Here is a 15,957-nt window from a genome sequence, read left to right as displayed (position 1 = left end):
TGTTACCCAAGATTGCAAGGCAGGCATGTGATTTTTCGCACAAATAGCAAAAAGGGGCCGGAAATCCGGCCCCTTTTTGGTTTGTTTTGCAGTCAGGAAAATCAGTCGCCAGTCATGATCCGATCGACCAGTTCCTTGACGGTCGGGATGTGACCATTGGCATAGAACGGGTCTTCGCCGAACTTGTAGGCATTGTGACCTGCAAACATCAGTTCGTTTTCAACCGCTGCGCCATGGGCGATGTTCTGAAGCGTCTTCTGAATACAGAAGGACCGCGGATCAGCGCGCTTGCCGGTCGTGCCTTCATGCTGTTCCCAGTTGGAGAACTGGCACTGTGACAGGCACCCCATGCAATCGATCTGGTCTTTTTTGATCGTCAATGCGCTTTCGGGCGTGACAAAGACCATGGTGTCATCCGGGGTCGGCATGCCTTCGGTGTACCCGGCGTCAAGCCATGCCCGGACCTTATCCGCATCGTCTTCGCGCACATAAATCGGACGGCCACGACGACCCAGCGGAATGCCGACATGCAGGTCGGCCTCAGCCGTACGGGAATAACGGACCTGACGATCGGAGCGCTGATGCAGATCTTCAAGGAAGTCGTTGCGCACAGCCGAGCTGTAGAAGCCCGTCGGGCTGAATTTATGCAGCGACACATCACCGTTCTGAAGACGGGTCAGACGCTGTTTCCATTCGTCGGAAATCTCGCTTTCCTGGGTCAGAAGCGGACGGGTCCCGAACTGGAAGGCCACCGGGGCAACTTCCGGATTATCGATCCAGTCTTCGAAATCACGCAGGAACCAGACGCCGCCGGCCATGATGATCGGAACATCATTCAGACCAACAGAATTCATGAATTCACGCAGTGCCGCGACACGCGGGAACGGATCTTCGGGCACCAACGGGTCTTCGGAATTCGACAGGCCGTTATGGCCACCGGCACGCCACGGATCTTCATAGACCACGCCGCCCAGCCATTCCGGGGTCTTCTTGTATGACCGCAGCCACAATGCACGGAAGGCACGGGCCGATGACACGATCGGATAGTAATGGACACCATACTGGGCCGAAATCTGGGCAATCTTGTATGGCATGCCCGCCCCACAGGTTACCCCGTGAATCAGGCCTTTCGCACCTTCAAGAACACCATGAAGGATCGGTTCGGCACCACCCATTTCCCACAGCACGTTCATATGCAAACGGCCTTCGCCATTGCGCATTTCATGTGCGATCTGGGCCTGTGCAATACCGCCGCGGATACCATAGGCAATCAGTTCCTGATGGCGGTCACCGCGGGTTTTTCCTGCATATTCGATCGGAACCAGATTGCCGTTCTCGTCATACGAGTCGGCATTCACAGCGGAAAAAGTCCCGATACCGCCGGCAGCAGCCCATGCGCCGGAACTTTTACCCGTCGATACAGCAACGCCTTTGCCACCTTCGATAACCGGCAAGACTTCTTTACCCGACATGACGAGCGGATTAAGGGCTTTCAACTTCGTCTCTCCCATTCGGCATTTGCCAGCGACACCACGGTATCGCTCAGAGTGCCGGGCGACGTCTTGTTTTTATCGTCGCCCGGCATACCGTTCAGCTTATTCGGCGTCGCCTGCTTCGAGGTCGGCACCGGTTTCCTGATCGACACGCTTCATCGACAGCTTGATTTTGCCGCGATCATCGAAACCGATGACCTTGACTTTAACCTGGTCGCCTTCTTTCACGATATCCGAAACCTGTTTGACACGCTCAGGTGCCAGTTCGGAGATGTGAACAAGACCGTCGCGGGCGCCGAAGAAGTTAACGAACGCACCGAAATCAACAGCCTTAACGACCTTACCGTCATAGATATGGTTCAGTTCAGGTTCTGCAACGATGGATTTGATCCAATCCACAGCCTGCTTGCCTTTTGCACCGTCGGTATGTGCGACAGTGATCGAACCATCGTCTTCGATGTCGACTTTTGCACCGGTTTCTTCGCAGATTTCACGAATGACCTTGCCGCCCGAACCGATGACGTCACGAATTTTGTCTTTCGGGATCGAGAACTGGGTGATGGTCGGCGCATTGCCCGAAACTTCACCGCGTGCTTCCGGAAGGGCCTTGGCCATTTCGCCAAGAATATGCAGACGACCGTCACGGGCCTGTTTCAGCGCGATCTGCATGATGTCTGCGGTCACCGAGGTGATCTTGATGTCCATCTGAAGCGAGGTGATGCCGTTTTCGGTACCGGCAACCTTGAAGTCCATGTCGCCAAGGTGATCTTCGTCACCCATGATGTCGGACAGAACGGCAAAGTCGTCAGCTTCCTTGATCAGGCCCATGGCGATACCGGCAACCGGACGTGCCAGCGGAACACCGGCATCCATCATGGCAAGCGAACTTGCGCAAACGGTTGCCATCGACGAAGAACCGTTCGATTCGGTGACTTCGGAAACGATACGGGTGGTGTAGGGGAAGACATCCTTGCTCGGCATCAGCGGATGCAGGGCACGCCATGCCAGTTTACCGTGACCGATTTCACGACGGCCAGGCGAACCCATACGACCAGCTTCACCGACCGAGTAGGGCGGGAAGTTGTAATGCAGCATGAAGCTTTCACGGTATTCACCGTCAAGCGCATCAACGATCTGCTCGTCCTGACCGGTACCAAGGGTAACAACAGCCAGTGCCTGGGTTTCACCACGGGTGAAGATCGACGAACCGTGCGAGCGCGGCAGAACCGAAACTTCGCCCATGATCGGACGAACGTCAGCACCGGTACGTCCATCAATACGTTTGCCGGTTTTCAGGATCGCACCGCGAACGATGTCTTTTTCCAGATCCTTGATGATCGAGGAAACCTTGCCTTTGAGTTCATCAGGAACTTCATCGCCAAGTTTCTCGACGATTTCTGCCTTGGCAGCGGCAACAGCGGCCGAGCGTTCCTGCTTGACGACATGGGCATAGGCAGCGGTCAGGCTATCAGTGCCAAGGGCTGCGATTTTTTCGACCAGCGCATCGTAACCGTCCGGAAGTTCTGCAACTTCGCGCGGTTCCTTGGCAGCTTCTTCTGCCAGTTCGATGATCAGGTCAAGAACGCCCTGGAACTGGTCATGACCAAACTTGACGGCGCCAAGCATGATTTCTTCGGACAGTTCGGATGCTTCGGACTCAACCATCATCACGCCGTCGCGGGTACCGGCAACAACAAGATCAAGGTCGCTTTCCTTGATGGCTTCGGTCGACGGGTTCAGAAGGTATTCACCATCCTTGTAACCAACGCGCGCGGCACCGATCGGACCGAGGAACGGCAGACCGGAAATGGTCAGTGCGGCCGAGGTACCAATCATCGCAACCACGTCCGGATCGTTTTCCATGTCGTGCGACAGAACGGTACAAACGATCTGGGTGTCGTTGCGGTATTGCGGGTGGAACAGCGGACGGATCGGACGGTCGATCAGACGCGAAACCAGGGTTTCCTTTTCCGACGGACGGCCTTCACGCTTGAAGAAACCACCCGGGATTTTGCCAGCGGCAAATGCTTTTTCCTGATAGTTGACGGTCAGCGGGAAAAAGTCGACATCCGGGCGCGGCTGCTTGGCGCCAACAGCAGTACAAAGAACGACGGTTTCACCATAGGTTACCTTGACGGCACCATCGGCCTGACGGGCAATCTTACCGGTTTCGAGAACCAGTTTGGCATTGCCCCACTGCATTTCCTTACGGACGACATTAAACATTATTTTCTCTTCCTCTTACAAACCTCTGGCGGACCCGGAATACTACACGAGTTCCGAACACATTAATTATGAGGCTTTCATAACAGCGTCATAATTAATGGGTCCGGCGTAAGCATCGGGTCGGCCCATCCGACCCTGCTTCTCGTGTCCCGATCCACCGGAACAATAAAAAACGACGGCGGAGGTCACCCTCCGCCGCAGTTTGAAATCAGCGGCGAATACCGAGGCGTTCGATAACGCTCTCGTAACGCGACTGGTCTTTGCGCTGCAGATACTTCAGCAGGCGGCGACGCTGACCAACCATCATGAGAAGACCACGACGGCTATGGAAGTCGTGGTTATGTTCTTTCATGTGCTCGGTGAGGTTCTTGATCCGCTCGCTCAGGATTGCAACCTGGACTTCGGGGGAACCGGTGTCACCGTCTTTCTGAGCGTATTCTTTGATCAGCTCAGCTTTGCGTTCAGCAGTAATCGACATCAGGCATCCTTTCGCCTTTAGAGATTAAAAACACGCACAGGCCGTATTTCGCCACCATTGATCTCCGCCAACGCAACCGCGCGGTCATGGAGCATGGCACAGACGATTTCGTCCTGCACGACGGGGTTTTCGAGAGCATTGCGCTTTGCGACCGGCAACAGCCCGACAGGCTGGCCAGACGAAAGGCGTTGCGCCTCGACTTCGGTCAAGGCCAGCGCCGGGATGTCGTCCAGCGCGGTCTCAACCGGAAGCATTTTCTTCATCACCTCTTCGGGGTCCATCTCCAGCAATTCCTGCAGGGGGATGGCGCTTTCCTCCGAAAACGGCCCCGCCGATGTCCGGCGAAGCGCGGCGATATAGCCGACAGTGCCAAGGCGCAGCGCAATATCACGCGCCAGTGATCGCATATATGCGCCTTTGCCCGATACAACATCGAACACGGCGTGATCGCGATCCGGCATTTCGACCAGTCGAAGATCCTTGATCAGAATCGGACGCGGCTTCAACACCACGTCTTCATCGCGACGCGCAAGATCATAGGCACGCTTGCCATTGACCTTGATCGCCGAAAACTTTGGCGGCACCTGCTGGATTTCACCGATAAATTCACCCAGCACAGCCTTGATTTCGTCTTCAGTCGGACGGTGGTCGGAGGTTTCGATAACCTCGCCCTCTGCATCGTCCGTGCTGCGTGCCTCGCCGAATTTCAGCGTCACACGATAACTTTTGCTGCCATCCATGACATATGCAACCGTTTTGGTTGCTTCGCCAAAGGCAATTGGCAGAACGCCCGATGCCAGCGGATCAAGCGTTCCGCCATGTCCGGCCTTGTTGGCATCCAGCAGGCGACGCACCTGATTGACCACCGTTGACGAGGTGATCTCCAGGGGCTTGTCGACCGCCAGCCAGCCATTAATGCTTTTACCGCGACGGCGACGCGCCATCAGTCGTCCTCATCTTCCTGGTCACCAGACCGGCCATCCACCAGATCCTGCGCGACATGCGGATCACGCAGCAGGGCGCCAATATGGTCGGCGACATCAAAACTTTTGTCTTCGACAAAACGCAATGCCGGCACGTATTTCATGTGCACCGTATGGGCCACATGGTTGCGCAGGTGTCCTTTCTGACGCGTCAACGCCTTGAGCGACGTTTCGGCCTCACCGCCGCCAAGCGGGGTAAAGGATACCATAGCATTGCGCATATCCGGTGAAAGATTGACGCCGGTAATGGTTACCGGGCGACGGGTCAGGTCCGGATCGTAAATATCTCCACGCTCCAGCGCCTGCGACAGCGCCTGACGGATTTCTTCCGCCACTCGGAGCTGTCGCTGACTTGGTGCTTTGGCTGGTTGCTTCGCCATTTCAGTTCCTCACCGTCTTACAGTTCGACGGCAATTTCCTCGTTCTCGAAGCACTCGATCATATCGCCAACCTGGAGATCGTTATATTTGGCGAACGACATGCCACATTCATAGCCCTCGCGGACTTCTTTGACTTCGTCCTTGAAGCGACGGAGCGTGGACAGCTCGCCAGAGTGAATAACGACATCGTCGCGCAGCAGGCGGACACCCGCGCCGCGTTTGACAATACCCTCGGTGACCATACAACCGGCGATCTTGTTGCCAGAGATGGTGAAGATGTCGCGGATTTCCGCATAGCCCAGGAACTTCTCGCGAACTTCCGGAGACAGCATGCCCGACAGCATCTTTTTGATGTCATCAGCAACATCATAGATGATCGAATAGTAACGAATATCAACGTTGTCGCGGCGGGCCTGTTCACGGGCCTGCTGGTTTGCACGAACGTTAAAGCCGATGATCAGTGCATTGGATGCACGGGCCAGCGTCACGTCGGATTCGTTGATACCGCCAACACCGCTATGCAGAACGCGAACCGATACTTCCTCGTTACCGAGTTTCTGAAGCGTCCCGATAAGGGCTTCGACAGAACCCTGCACGTCACCCTTGATGACGATCGGCAGTTCTTTGACGTCACCGCTCTGCGAGAACATGTTCTCAAGTGCGGATTTCTTCATCGCGGCAGCCTGGGTTTCACGAATACGGCGCTGACGGAAGTCGGAAACTTCGCGGGCCTTCGCTTCGTTTTCAACGACCACAAAGTCATCACCGGCAGACGGAACACCGTTCAGACCGGTTACCTCGACCGGCATGCCCGGAATTGCTTCCTGGACACGGGTACCGTGATCGTCAACCAGCGCACGGACACGACCCCATTCCGGACCGGTGACAAAGATGTCACCCGTGCGCAGGGTACCGCGCTGAACCAGGACGGTTGCGACTGAACCACGGCCTTTTTCCATGCGGGCTTCGACAACAACACCGTCGGCAACACGCTGCGGGTTGGCCTTAAGGTCAAGAACCTCTGCCTGAAGAAGGATTGCTTCTTCCAGCTCGGTCAGACCGGTGCGCTGTTTGGCCGAAACTTCAACCGCCTGAACGTCACCACCCATTTCCTCGACCACGACTTCGTGCTGAAGCAGTTCGGTCTTGACCTTGGACGGGTTGGCACCCGGCTTGTCGATTTTGTTGATCGCGACAATCATCGGAACACCAGCGGCCTTGGCATGGCTGATGGCCTCAATCGTCTGCGGCATGACCGAGTCATCGGCAGCAACAACCAGAACCACGATATCGGTGACCTTCGCACCGCGCGAACGCATTTCGGTAAATGCGGCGTGGCCCGGGGTATCGATGAAGGTGATCTTCGAACCGGTTGCCATGGTGACCTGATAGGCACCGATATGCTGGGTAATGCCACCGGCTTCGCCGCCGGCAACGTCGGTTGAACGCAGTGCATCAAGCAACGAGGTTTTACCATGGTCAACGTGGCCCATGACGGTCACGACCGGCGGGCGACCGACCAGCTGCTCTTCGCTGTCATCTGCAACAACCAGTGCTTCTTCGACGTCTGCATCGGAAACACGTTTTACATTGTGACCGAATTCTTCGACCACGAGCTGTGCAGTATCGGGATCCAGGCTCTGGTTGATGGTCGCCATGACGCCCATGCTCATCAGAGTCTTGATCACGTCGGCTGCACGTTCAGCCATACGGTTGGCCAGTTCCTGAACGGTGATAACGTCCGGGATGGTCACGTCACGCACGATTTTCTCTTTCGGTTTCTGCGGGCCCATTGCACGGGCTTTGGCTTTGGCCTGCTGGCGCTTGATCGATGCCATGGAACGACGACGGCCACCTTCGTCACCGGTCATTGCATTGGCGATCGACAGCTTGCCACGACGGCGACCATCATCAGCCTTGCCACGGTTTGCACGGCCCTGGGCTTCTTCTTCGGCGCGCTTGCGCGCGGCCTTGCGTGCATCTTCCTCGTCCTGCTCCTTGCGGCTTTTCGGCTTGGCAGTCGCAGGGGCAGCGCGACGACGTTCTTCGGGAACCAGCGGTTCTGCCGGTTCGCCCATGATCACATCGTCTTCCTTGGCTTTCGGCGTAGCAGCCGGTTTCGGCTTCGAGGTCTTGCCTTTGGCAGTCGAGGCAGCAAGCTGTTTTTCAACATCTTCAACAGAAACTTCGTCCTTGTCCTTGGCTTCCGCTTCTGCCGCTTTGGCTGCTTCTGCAGCCTTGGCTTCCTCGGCCTTGCGGGCTTCTTCCTCGGCGGCCTTGCGGGCAGCTTCTTCACGCGCACGGATTTCGGCGTCGGCCTCTTCCTGCTTGCGGCGCTCTTCAGCAGCCTTCAAAGCAGCCATACGGGCAGCACGCTCGCTATCGGTCAGGTTGCCGTGATCTTCGGCAGCCGGGCGCGATTTCGGCTCTTCGACCGGTTCCTTCTTGGCTTCCGGTGCCGGCGTTTCAGCCGGTGCCTGTTCAGCAACGATATCCTTCTTCACTTCACGGAAGCGACCGGATTCGTTCTTTTCGAATGTACGCTTCTTACGCACTTCGACGGTCACAGATTTGGACCGTCCATGCGAGAAGTTTTGGCGAACCTGCCCTGCCTCGACCGTCTTGCTCAATTCAAGCTTCGATCTGTTGAGGCTCAGCGGTTTCTTCTCCTGATCGCGATCACTCATAATCCGTCCAACTTCCTCATTTCCTGCGGGATCGACTTCCAATGCCGACCCTGTCCTGTCCGTCCGGCGCCTGTCTGATGTCAGACTGCGCGAAATCCTTGCAGCCGCTTCAGGGAACGGCCCAGCCGTTTGGCCAGACCACCTGGCGCAACAGCCACATGTACTGCTTTTTCACGACCAAAGGCCGCGCCGATTTCAGCAGCATCCAGAACGGAATAAATCGGCAGATCCCGGGCCTTGGCCTCGATCTTGGATTTTCCGTCCGCAGCACCATCGCGTGCTGCCAATATCAGAGCCGCACCCTCGGCAATCTGGGCGCGGGCCTTTTCAAATCCGGCAACCGCCTGACCGGCGCGGCGCGCAAGCGACAACAGATCAAGACATTTCTGCGTCAGCAGCTGTTCGATCCGGTCTGCAAGCGCGGCGTCGACCACGACTTTTTGCCGCGCCGCCTTGGCAAAAGCGTTTTTTGCACAGGCGGTATTTATCACATCCCGCGACGGGCACAACCATAATCCCCGTCCCGGTAGCCGTTCCTCAAGATCGGGTACAACCGAACCATCCGGCCCGATCACAACCCTGAGAAGATCTTCCTTGTTCCGGGTCTCGCCGGTGACAATGCACCGGCGTTCCGGAACCTCGGCTACCTTGCCGCCTTTGCGATGCGACATGGTGTCCTCCGATCGGCCTTAAGCCTCTTCGCCTTCGGCTGCTTCTTCGGTCTCTTCTTCAAGACCATCGAACCAGCCCAGCTTGCGACGCGCTTCCATGATCAGATCATTGGCCTGATCCATGGTCATGTTGTCGGCATCACCGATATATTCGATCAGCTCGTCACTTGCCAGATCGGCGAAATCTTCAAGGTTTTTGACGTCGTTTTCACCAAGGCGAACAACAACTGCCAGCGACAGGCCATTGAATTCGACCAGATCATCGGCAACCTTGAGCTCTTCACGACGCTTCTGAAGACGTTCGGCTTCTTCGGAAAGGAAGGTACGTGCGCGGTTGCGCAGTTCTTCGGCGATTTCTTCCTCGAAGCCTTCGATCTCGGCCAGTTCTGCCAGCGGCACGTAACCGACTTCCTCGATCGAGGTAAAGCCTTCGGCGACCAGGAGATGGGCGATAACTTCGTCAACATCAAGGGCCTTGATGAACATTTCCGCACGCTTGCGTGCTTCTTCCTGACGACGTTCGCTTTCGTCTTCCTCGGTCAGAATGTCGATATCCCAACCGGTCAGCTGCGATGCCAGACGCACATTCTGACCACGACGGCCGATGGCGAGGCTAAGCTGATCGTCCGGAACGACAACTTCGATACGGTTGGTTTCTTCGTCCAGAACAACCTTGGTGACTTCGGCCGGGGCCAGTGCGTTCACAACAAAGGTTGCCGGGTCTTCCGACCACTGGATGATATCGATTTTTTCGCCCTGCAGTTCGGCAACAACGGCCTGAACACGCGAACCGCGCATACCGACACAGGCACCGACCGGATCGATCGAGCTGTCTGACGACAGAACCGAAATCTTGGCGCGCGAACCCGGATCACGGGCAACCGATTTGATTTCGATGATGCCGTCATAGATTTCCGGAACTTCCTGGGCAAACAGTTTTGCCATGAAGGTCGGATGGGTACGCGACAGGAAGATCTGCGGACCACGCTGTTCGCGACGTACATCAAGGATCAGCGCACGAACGCGATCGCCCTGACGGACGGTTTCACGCGGGATCAGTTCTTCGCGGCGCAGAATTGCTTCGGCACGGCCGATATCAACAAGAACGTTGCCAAACTCGACACGCTTGACGACGCCGTTGATGACTTCGTCGGTGCGGTCTTTGTATTCTTCGAACTGACGTTCGCGCTCGGCGTCGCGGACCTTCTGAACGATAACCTGTTTTGCGGTCTGTGCAGCAATACGGCCAAAGTCGATCGGCGGCAGCGGATCAATCAGGAATTCGCCCAGATTGATGTTTTCATCACGAATACGCGCCTGTTCGAGCGACATCTGGGTGAAATCGTTCTCGATCTCATCGGTTACTTCGATGAAACGTGCAAGTTTGATTTCGCCGGTTTTGCGGTCGATATGGGCACGAATGTCGTGCTCATGGCCATATCTGGAACGACCAGCCTTCTGGATGGCCTGTTCCATTGCGCCGAGAACCTCGTCACGATCAATGCCCTTTTCACGGGCAACGGCATCAGCGACCTGCAAGAGTTCCGGCCGCGGCATTCCCGAAGTTGCTTCCATATCCAACCTCTATTCTGCGTTGTCGTCAGAGCGGCGATTGCCGGTGACATGCGCGATCAATTCATCCGTCAGAACCAATTTCGACTTTGCGATATCGGCCAACGGCAACAAGACACGTTCGCCATCGACAATCAGGGCGACCGCATTATCTTCAATCCCATCCAGCAAACCGCTGAAACGGCGACGACCATTGATGGCCATCACCAGTTCGACCTTTGCCTCGAAACCTTTCCACACTTCAAAATGCGTGGCACGGGTCAGCGGGCGGTCGATCCCCGGAGAACTGACTTCAAGGTGATAGGCACCCGAAATCGGATCTTCGACATCCAGAAGGGCAGAAACCGTACGGCTGATTTCGGCGCAATCTTCAACATTGATGCTGCCTTTCGCGTCCGGGCGATCTGCCATGATCTGCAGGATATTGTGGTCCTGTCCCGTCATGGAAACACGGACCAGCTCGAACCCCAGCGCATTGATCGACGGCTCGATAATTGCCGTGATTTTCGCCATCAACGGGTCTTTCAACTGTTGTCCAATCAGCTCAGCCATAAAGCGATGCCATACCCCAAAAAGCACAAAAGAGCGGGCGCGAGGCCCACTCTTTGTCAGAATTTACAAAAAGCTTGGCGGCTTTATACAGCCGGTTTGCGCAGAAATCAAGTGAGGATACAGGGCTCCCGCGCCATTCAACCCAAGGATTCACAAAGACCTTACTGCAATGGCAGATTGCCCATCAGATTCCGGAAATAGGCAAAGGCCGCCACCGCACCATTGCGCACAGCGATCTCTTTGTCGTCGCTCAGCTCCAAGTCATTGACCTGTTCGACAAATTCGCGCCAATGCTTGCCCCGGCCATCCGGATGACCGGCCAGATGACGAGCCCCGAATGCATCCCCAAGCCCGATATTGGCAGCAGCCTTCAACAGGAATGCCGCGCCAAGCGATGACCCCTCGCAGACATAAAGCCAGCCGATCCGTTCGGCATCCTGTGCGGAAATCTCGAAGCGACTCCCGATTTCGGGGCATGCGCATTCCATATCTGCAAGATCGTCACAAACGGCCTTATACCGGCTGCGCGCGGCCAGCCCCGGAATGACACGGTTAAGGTCCTCGGCGTCATATAGCGGTTTCATCCGGGCGTGAAAGACATATTGCAGGGTCAAAAAGCGCTTATAGTTGTTGCGGTTATCGAACGGCGCCATTTCCATGACCATATCGTCAACCGACTGATGCGCACTGCGTGTGGATTGCCGGAGGTCTTCCATCCGGGTCACAGTGGCGGTGTCTGCCCCGTGAATTGCGTTCATTGCTACCTCGTTCCTGGTCAGTTCGTGCCGATATCGGACACGACTCATTAAGTCTGAAACGATCAACACCGCCCGATATCCGAAAATGTCCGGATTTCAATTTGATCAATCTTCGCGAAACGCGCGGGCAAACTGATCGGAAAGCGGCTTAAGAAGGTAGCTGAGCGCCGTGCGCTCGCCGGTCGCAAGGAAGGTTTCCACCGGCATTCCCGGCACCAGATCGCGACCATCAAGCTTGGCAACTTCGCCTGCCCCGATTCTGATGCGCACGATATAATATGTATCACCAGTCAATTCGTCGCGTTCAAGATCGGCCGCCACGAAAGAAACCCGCCCGAACAGCTCAGGCGTGGTTCGCTGATTGAAGGCGGTGAATCGCAATACCGCTTCCTGACCGGGAACGACCTGTTCGATGTCGCGCGGATTGATATGGGCTTCGATCACCAGCTCATCCTGATCAGGCACAATGCCCATAATGCGATCGCCCGCACCAATCACACCCCCGACTGTATGCACGGCAAGCTGATAGACCGTTCCGTCATAAGGTGCGCGAATGTCAATGCGACGCAGCTGGTCGCGCAGGGCAATCTGTTGCTGCATCAACTGGGCGATCTGCTGATCAATATCGGTCAGTTCGCCAAGAATTTCGGTTTGGCGCACACGATCAAGCTGCAATATCTGCATTTCCGTTTCCGATATTTGCATCCGGGTTGCGGCAATCTCGGCTGTCAGTTCCCCATGCGTCCCGTCAAGGCTTGCCCGTTCACGGCGCAGGGCCGCCACACGGGTAATCGGAACCAGTTGCTTGGCAAACAGACCTTCCAGCCCGGTCAATTCATCTACGATATGGCGACGTTCTTCTTCGTTGGCTGTTTTCTGGGCGGTCAGGCCGGTAATGGTTTCTGAAAGCTGGGCGCGCTTCTGAACAAGCTGCTGCTTTTCACCTTCAAGACTTTCGCGGCGGGCATTGAACAAATTGCGTTCCGCGGCAATCAGTTCGGCAATCGCCGGATCATCAAGACGATCCGCAAAGGCATCCGGAATGCGAAGCTCCGTCAGATTGTCCCTTTCCCCGGTCAGGCGCATGCGCCGTGCCGTCAAAGACGACAATTGCGTCTCGACAATCCCAAGACTGGCGCGTGCCATGGTGTCATCAAGCCTGATCAAAAGATCACCGGCCGACACCCGATCACCGTCACGGACATGGATTTCACCAACGATACCGCCGTCCGAATGCTGGACATCCTTGACGTTGCTTTCGACAACCAGCTTGCCCGATGCGACCACCGCACCGGACAGCTCGGCAAATGTCAGCCAAAGCATCAATCCGGCAAACAGGGCCACCACCACACCGCAACCAATGATGATATGGCGGCGCAAAGTTGCCTGGGCGGCGGATAAACGCGCATCACGACCGGGTCTGATGGATGGTGCCATGCGCCCGCGTGACAGGAGTTGCAAGCTGGTCATGCGGATTCTCCTACCTGGCGGACGGTTCGGCGCAAAATATCGTCACGTTTGCCAAAGGCAACCTGATGGCCATCCTGAATCACGGTGGCCAGATTGACCGTGGCAAGGGCGCTGGGACGGTGGGCGATCAGCACAACAATCGCCCCGCGGGCACGTGCGGATTGCACGGACTGCAACAATGCCTGTTCGCCATCGCTATCAAGGCTGGCATTCGGTTCATCAAGCACGATCAGGAAAGGATCCCCGAACAACGCCCGTGCCAGGCCGATCCGCTGGCGCTGGCCGCCCGACAAAACAACACCACCCACCCCGATACGCGTGTCATACCCGTTGGGCAGCGACAGAATCATATCGTGAACACCGGCCGACTTTGCGGCCTGAACGATGTCACTCGACGATGCGCCGTTCTGCAATCGCGCAATGTTGCGGGCCACCGTATCGTCAAACAGTTCGACATCCTGTGGCAGATAGCCGATATGCTTGCCCAGTTCGTCCCGATCCCAGTGAGACAATTCCGCCCCGTCGAGACGGATTTTGCCGCCACGCATCTTGCCAATCCCGACCAGTGCACGGCCCAGGGTGGATTTCCCCGATCCGCTTGGCCCGATAACACCCAATCCGTCCCCGGCACTGAGCGTCAGGGCATTGATCCGCAACAACACCTTGCTTTGGCCCGGTGCATTTCCGTCCTGCGTTCCGACCACAAGATTGGATACCGTCAGATTTCGCGACGGCGCAGGAAGACGGGTACGCGTATCTTCGCTTTGTCCTTGTGTGACCAGCATTTCATCAAGACGCCGCCGGGCCTGTCGGGCTGCGACAAAACCGCGCCAGTTGCCAATCGCCTGTTCTACCGGCGACAAGGCACGTGCAGTCAGGATCGAGGCCGCAATCATTGTGCCCGGTGTGACTTCCTGATGGATTGCCAGATACGCCCCCAGCGCCAGCACCCCGGACTGCAAGGCCAGACGGATGACCTTGATATAGGCCGAAAAGGTAGAATTGACGTCGCCAACCGCAGTGTTGTCGCGCAAATAGCGATTATTGAGTTTTGCCCAGCTTTGGGAAAAGGCCTTTTCCATACCCATGGCCCGCAAGGCTTCGGCGTTGCGCCGACCGGCTTCGACCAGACGATCACGCTGGACGGTCTGACTGTTCATGGTGGCGACCTTTTTGCGGGTTACGACTTCGCTGATCAGGGTCAGGACAACCAGCAACGCCCCGCCGACAAGTGCAAGAACACCAAGCCAGGGATGGAAAACAAAAACAATGGCCAGAAATACCGGCATCCACGGCAAATCGCAAATTGCCACCGGGCCGGCACCCCCCAGAAATTGCCGGATCTGATCAAGATCATGCAATGGCTGATTATTGGCGCGGGCATTGCGCAGTCCAAGGTCAAAGGTCTGCATCAATGCGTCCGGACCTATTTTTTCATCAACCCGCCAGCCAATCCGGATCAGCATGCGGGCTCGAAGGGCGTCAACACTGCCCAGGAACAGATACAGAAAAACCACAAGCCCGCTCAATGCGACCAGTGTGGGGACATTCTGACTGGCCAGGACCCGGTCATAAACCTGAAGCATGAAAAGCGGGCCTGTGAGCATCAGGATATTGGACACACCACTAAGCGCTGCGACTGCAACAAACGCACGGCGCAAGGATGAAATTGCTTCAGAGAGCGGCCGGGATTTGCCGGTTCGCATATCTGATTTCGAAGATGCCTGTCCAAACACGCTTTTTATATTCCAGAAAAATCGGGTAGGGTGAGGTGGGTGCTGCTGTTGCGCAGCACCCTGGATCAAAGACCTTGTGCCCGTTCCGCACCTTGCGGGATGGGCCGTCTTCGTTAAACGAAGTCGTTCTGGTCAATGTCGGTGTAATCGACACCGGTCAGCGTCACGGTGCCATTGGCATGGGTGATCAGAGCATTGCCTGCACCGTCGTCAGAGACGGTCACTTCGCTGTAATCAAGATCAATCAGATCCGTGCCATCGGTGAAATCGGTAACAGTGTCATCGCCAAAGTCCGACGCGCTATCGAATTCAAAGATATCCGCACCGCCATTGCCGGTAAGAACATCATCACCAGCCCAGCCGCCGATGACGTCAGCGCCGGCGCTGCCGTTGATTTCGACACCGGAATCAAGGACAGATTCCAGCGTGTCGGTGCTGCCCGAATAGATGTCAACAAGGACGCCATTGGTGTCACTGTTCGACAGGTTCAGTCCCGAGATATCAACAGGCGAATCGGTGAAGTCAAATTCGGTTCCGTTGTCCGCAACACCAAGGGTGGTGCCAAAGGACAGTTTGTCGAGATTGCCCGTGATCGTGTGCGTGTTGATGTCGTAGGCAAAGTCAGAGCTTCCCGCAGTCGCAAGCACAGAACCGGTGTAGCTGCTGCTGCTATCCTGGTCGGTCGCCAGGAACTGCGAACCACCGTAATAGCTCGACGGAGCAAAGCCATCATAGAAAGTACCGTGGTTGCCCGAACCAAGCGAAAAGTTGTTGTTGAAGTCTTCAATAACACCATGCAGGTCCACACCAGCACCCGAAGATGCCGCGTTGAGATCAATCGTAATAGTCATGTCAGTTTCTCCTGTCATTAAGCTACCCATTTAGCGAATAGCATCATGAGAATGACTCTTATTATCTTTACGAGTCAATGGAAAAATTGTTTATTATCAA

General features: G+C 56.1%; 13 protein-coding genes. All 13 read right to left on the bottom strand.

Annotated elements, in window-relative coordinates; genetic code table 11:
- Positions 1–101 precede the first annotated feature (101 nt).
- On the bottom strand, positions 102–1,496 hold the full coding sequence (locus tag WA429_RS14010; protein ID WP_101246773.1) for an NAD(P)H-dependent flavin oxidoreductase: 1,395 nt from the start codon (positions 1,494–1,496) through the stop codon (positions 102–104).
- Between the two features lie 99 nt (positions 1,497–1,595).
- A complete protein-coding gene (pnp, locus tag WA429_RS14005) occupies positions 1,596–3,719 on the bottom strand; it encodes a polyribonucleotide nucleotidyltransferase (protein WP_114112169.1) in 2,124 nt (707 codons plus the stop codon).
- Positions 3,720–3,927: 208 nt separating this feature from the next.
- Positions 3,928–4,197 (bottom strand): 30S ribosomal protein S15, encoded by a 270-nt coding sequence (gene rpsO / locus WA429_RS14000; RefSeq protein WP_101246771.1) that lies wholly within the window; start codon positions 4,195–4,197, stop codon positions 3,928–3,930.
- A gap of 17 nt (positions 4,198–4,214) precedes the next feature.
- Positions 4,215–5,141, bottom strand: a complete 927-nt coding sequence (gene truB / locus WA429_RS13995) for a tRNA pseudouridine(55) synthase TruB (protein WP_286888937.1) — start codon at positions 5,139–5,141, stop codon at positions 4,215–4,217.
- Positions 5,141–5,560: a 30S ribosome-binding factor RbfA gene (rbfA, locus tag WA429_RS13990; protein WP_101246769.1), complete on the bottom strand. Its 420-nt coding sequence runs from the start codon at positions 5,558–5,560 to the stop codon at positions 5,141–5,143. Before rbfA ends, truB begins: the two co-directional genes overlap by 1 nt.
- Before the next feature lie 17 nt (positions 5,561–5,577).
- A complete protein-coding gene (gene infB / locus WA429_RS13985) occupies positions 5,578–8,247 on the bottom strand; it encodes a translation initiation factor IF-2 (RefSeq protein ID WP_101246768.1) in 2,670 nt (889 codons plus the stop codon).
- A gap of 80 nt (positions 8,248–8,327) precedes the next feature.
- Positions 8,328–8,918: an RNA-binding protein gene (locus tag WA429_RS13980; protein ID WP_101246767.1), complete on the bottom strand. Its 591-nt coding sequence runs from the start codon at positions 8,916–8,918 to the stop codon at positions 8,328–8,330.
- Between the two features lie 18 nt (positions 8,919–8,936).
- Positions 8,937–10,493, bottom strand: coding sequence for a transcription termination factor NusA (gene nusA, locus WA429_RS13975; RefSeq protein ID WP_101246766.1), 1,557 nt, complete (start codon positions 10,491–10,493; stop codon positions 8,937–8,939).
- A gap of 9 nt (positions 10,494–10,502) precedes the next feature.
- Positions 10,503–11,042 carry a ribosome maturation factor RimP gene (gene rimP / locus WA429_RS13970; RefSeq protein WP_228194935.1) on the bottom strand — a complete coding sequence of 180 codons (540 nt, stop codon included), beginning with the start codon at positions 11,040–11,042 and terminating at the stop codon, positions 10,503–10,505.
- Positions 11,043–11,203: 161 nt separating this feature from the next.
- Positions 11,204–11,800, bottom strand: coding sequence for a biliverdin-producing heme oxygenase (locus tag WA429_RS13965; RefSeq protein ID WP_287464614.1), 597 nt, complete (start codon positions 11,798–11,800; stop codon positions 11,204–11,206).
- A 105-nt stretch (positions 11,801–11,905) separates the two neighbouring features.
- A complete protein-coding gene (locus WA429_RS13960) occupies positions 11,906–13,270 on the bottom strand; it encodes an HlyD family type I secretion periplasmic adaptor subunit (RefSeq protein WP_287464613.1) in 1,365 nt (454 codons plus the stop codon).
- Positions 13,267–14,931 carry a type I secretion system permease/ATPase gene (locus WA429_RS13955; RefSeq protein WP_287464612.1) on the bottom strand — a complete coding sequence of 555 codons (1,665 nt, stop codon included), beginning with the start codon at positions 14,929–14,931 and terminating at the stop codon, positions 13,267–13,269. The genes WA429_RS13960 and WA429_RS13955 overlap by 4 nt, the downstream gene beginning before the upstream one ends.
- A gap of 188 nt (positions 14,932–15,119) precedes the next feature.
- Positions 15,120–15,857, bottom strand: a complete 738-nt coding sequence (locus tag WA429_RS13950; RefSeq protein WP_287464611.1) for a calcium-binding protein — start codon at positions 15,855–15,857, stop codon at positions 15,120–15,122.
- Positions 15,858–15,957: the final 100 nt, after the last annotated feature.

The sequence above is a fragment of the Thalassospira sp. CH_XMU1420-2 genome (assembly GCF_037029325.1).
GTDB lineage: Bacteria > Pseudomonadota > Alphaproteobacteria > Rhodospirillales > Thalassospiraceae > Thalassospira > Thalassospira povalilytica.
Note: the sequence above shows the minus strand (reverse complement) of the source record. Positions and strands in the feature narration are given on the sequence as shown.

Bases quoted from the DNA above. Each gene is read 5' to 3' on its own strand.
- pnp (WP_114112169.1), bottom strand. From the start codon at position 3,719: ATGTTTAATGTCGTCCGTAAGGAAATGCAGTGGGGCAATGCCAAACTG.
- rpsO (WP_101246771.1), bottom strand. From the start codon at position 4,197: ATGTCGATTACTGCTGAACGCAAAGCTGAGCTGATCAAAGAATACGCT.
- truB (WP_286888937.1), bottom strand. From the start codon at position 5,141: ATGGCGCGTCGCCGTCGCGGTAAAAGCATTAATGGCTGGCTGGCGGTC.
- rbfA (WP_101246769.1), bottom strand. From the start codon at position 5,560: ATGGCGAAGCAACCAGCCAAAGCACCAAGTCAGCGACAGCTCCGAGTG.
- infB (WP_101246768.1), bottom strand. From the start codon at position 8,247: ATGAGTGATCGCGATCAGGAGAAGAAACCGCTGAGCCTCAACAGATCG.
- WA429_RS13980 (WP_101246767.1), bottom strand. From the start codon at position 8,918: ATGTCGCATCGCAAAGGCGGCAAGGTAGCCGAGGTTCCGGAACGCCGG.
- nusA (WP_101246766.1), bottom strand. From the start codon at position 10,493: ATGGAAGCAACTTCGGGAATGCCGCGGCCGGAACTCTTGCAGGTCGCT.
- rimP (WP_228194935.1), bottom strand. From the start codon at position 11,042: ATGGCTGAGCTGATTGGACAACAGTTGAAAGACCCGTTGATGGCGAAA.
- WA429_RS13965 (WP_287464614.1), bottom strand. From the start codon at position 11,800: ATGAACGCAATTCACGGGGCAGACACCGCCACTGTGACCCGGATGGAA.
- WA429_RS13960 (WP_287464613.1), bottom strand. From the start codon at position 13,270: ATGACCAGCTTGCAACTCCTGTCACGCGGGCGCATGGCACCATCCATC.
- WA429_RS13950 (WP_287464611.1), bottom strand. From the start codon at position 15,857: ATGACTATTACGATTGATCTCAACGCGGCATCTTCGGGTGCTGGTGTG.